The following is a 2,279-nucleotide window of genomic DNA, read 5'->3' on the forward strand; positions in this document are numbered from 1 at the left end:
GATACAAGTTGTACGCATAGAAAATCAGAGGCTTACAGCGTTTCTGTCCGTTGCCACTAAGACCGCAATATTTTCGCCACTGGACTCTATCTACCTGTTTCTAAAAAGATATGCTTCCACTGGAAATCCAAGAGACCCACAGTTGTTGCGCGGCCGTCAGCATCTGCCTGACTTCCTCATCGGAATAGATGTGCGGTACCGGCCGATGATGGAGCGTCCCGAGCCAGCGGGGCGGGGGAATCTCTGTCTCCGGCTCAAACAATGCGCAATAGCGGGCGAAGGGACGCAGGATACCCAGGCGTCGGGCCGGCCCACTGGGTGTGTGTCGTGGGCCGGCGAGCGCCCACGCGACGGCCAACGCCAAGCTCATCGGGCCGTGCTGACCCTGCGCGTCAGCGAACTGGGCAAAGCGGTGCAGTTGTGAGCCTTGGATTCGCAAGTCATGGCCCAACGCACGGCGCGTGCGCAGATAGTCAGCGACCCGTGCCTCCATTGACGACCAGGCGTTCATGGCTGCGCTCCCGGCCATGGCAACGCCACCGGGATCAAGTGGGGCAGATCGACCTTGGTGTAGATGGCGGTGGTATCGATACTGCGGTGGCGCATCACATCAGCGATCGCCTTGATGGAGCAGCCGGCCTGCAGCAGACGAGCCGCGGCCGTATGCCTCAGTACATGGGTACCGCGCCAGGGCAACCCGGCCCGCGCGAAGGCCCGGTCGATGGCGCCGTGGACCGTCGTCGTCCTCACCGCTTCCCCCAGCGGTGCGCGCTGATAGACGAAGACCGCCCGGCTCCTACAGACCGGACGCCCGACGCGCAGGTAGTCGATCAGCGCTTGCGCGGTGAGTTCCGGCAGCGGCAGCCGATCGGCGCGCAGAGTCTTGGTATGCGGTAAAGACAGGACGCCGTGACGCCAATCGATATTCTCCAGTCGGAGCTCCGCCACTTCGTGACAACGCAACGCCAAATCGGCCAGGCAACGCGCCATGGCGTAGTCACGCTTGCCGATAGAGGTGCTGCGGTCGAAGCCCTGCCAGAAGCGCGACAGCTCGGCCTCGGTCAGACGCGGTGGCAATGTGACCAGAGACCAGTGCGCCGGGCGCGGCAGCGTGTCGCCTGGAATACCGATACAGATGCCACGAAACTGAAGAAAGCGCAGATAGCTGTGTAATGCCGTGACGAGAACCCCGGCCGATCCGGTCGTTAACCGCTCCGCCTGGACCGTGATATAGTCAATCAGGAACGACGGTGTCAGCCGAGCGAAGTCCAACGGCGCCGAGCCGAACAGATCCTCGAGAAATGCCCGGACAAAATGGCAACGCGACTGACGCGTCGCCCCCGCCAGTCCTTGGATATCGCGCAAGTAGCTATCGAAGCTGGACAACGCCGCCTCAATGGCGGCGCTCGCTGGCACTCGCAGTTGCTGTAATCGTGGGTATCCCTGCATGCCCAGCAACTGATTGAGCGCCGCGCGCATCGTGGTACGCTGCCGATACACCGGCGGCGGACAATCACAGGCGGGAAGATGCTCATTCAGAAAGCGGCGGACAGTATCGGCGTTGACCTGGTGTTCAACCGGTGCTTGGCGAGCGAGCCAACGCCAATAATGCTCGGCGGCGGCCAGATAGGCGTGTGCCGTACCTTCGGTATGACCTCGGTGTTGTAGATGCTGGAGGAAGCGCTCGCACATCGGGTCCGCGATGGTTTCCGATGACAAGCGGACGTGACAATCATCCTTCCAAGCCGATTCGGACATAAGTACCCCCTCACAGGTTGCAGTGGAGTACCCAAATCTTATGCAGAGTTCCCGGCTTGGCGCTGAAAATTAAGTTTTCACGATTTCAATGTGTTAGCACGGGCGCATGGGCCTGACTGTGCCTAATCCTGAGGTGTGCATAATTCCGATTATGCCCAGCTGGGCATAATCGGAAAAATTCGCTGTTTTATCGCACCTTGAACGGTGCCAAGGTCGGCGACCTGTTCATGAGTCTGATCCATACCCAGCAATTCCAAATTTGACCTTACCCCGTGTTCGGCCGTCCCCGGACCTTGCGCGGAGCGGGTCGCAGACCCTCGAGCATGAAGTCAAACAGCTGATCCCAGGAGTCGAAGGGGAGGTACTGTGCGAGCGCGCGTAGGTGTTCGAAGAAGGTCTGGCGCGAGGGTAATTGGGCGCGCACGGCGCGATAGCGTTGGTCCAGGCAGTCGAGGACGGTGTGTACCAGGTAGGCCAGGATGATCAGGGTCGCCAGCACGGCGGACAAGTGCTGTTTGCCA

The 2,279-nt window shown here is 60.6% G+C and carries 2 protein-coding genes and 1 pseudogene; all 3 read right to left on the reverse strand.

Translation table 11 applies throughout. From position 1 onward, the window contains the following. Positions 1–100 precede the first annotated feature (100 nt). On the reverse strand, positions 101–511 hold the full coding sequence (locus QZX93_RS20955; protein ID WP_295386629.1) for a hypothetical protein: 411 nt from the start codon (positions 509–511) through the stop codon (positions 101–103). Then, entirely contained in the window at positions 508–1,719 is a 1,212-nt protein-coding gene (locus QZX93_RS20960; RefSeq protein WP_295386631.1) for a site-specific integrase, read from the reverse strand. Before QZX93_RS20960 ends, QZX93_RS20955 begins: the two co-directional genes overlap by 4 nt. A 403-nt stretch (positions 1,720–2,122) precedes the next feature. Further along, a pseudogene (locus QZX93_RS20965) lies at positions 2,123–2,279 on the reverse strand (ISNCY family transposase); the annotation flags it as partial.

This window comes from uncultured Thiodictyon sp. (assembly GCF_903946935.1).
In the GTDB taxonomy this organism is placed as follows: Bacteria; Pseudomonadota; Gammaproteobacteria; order Chromatiales; family Chromatiaceae; genus Thiodictyon.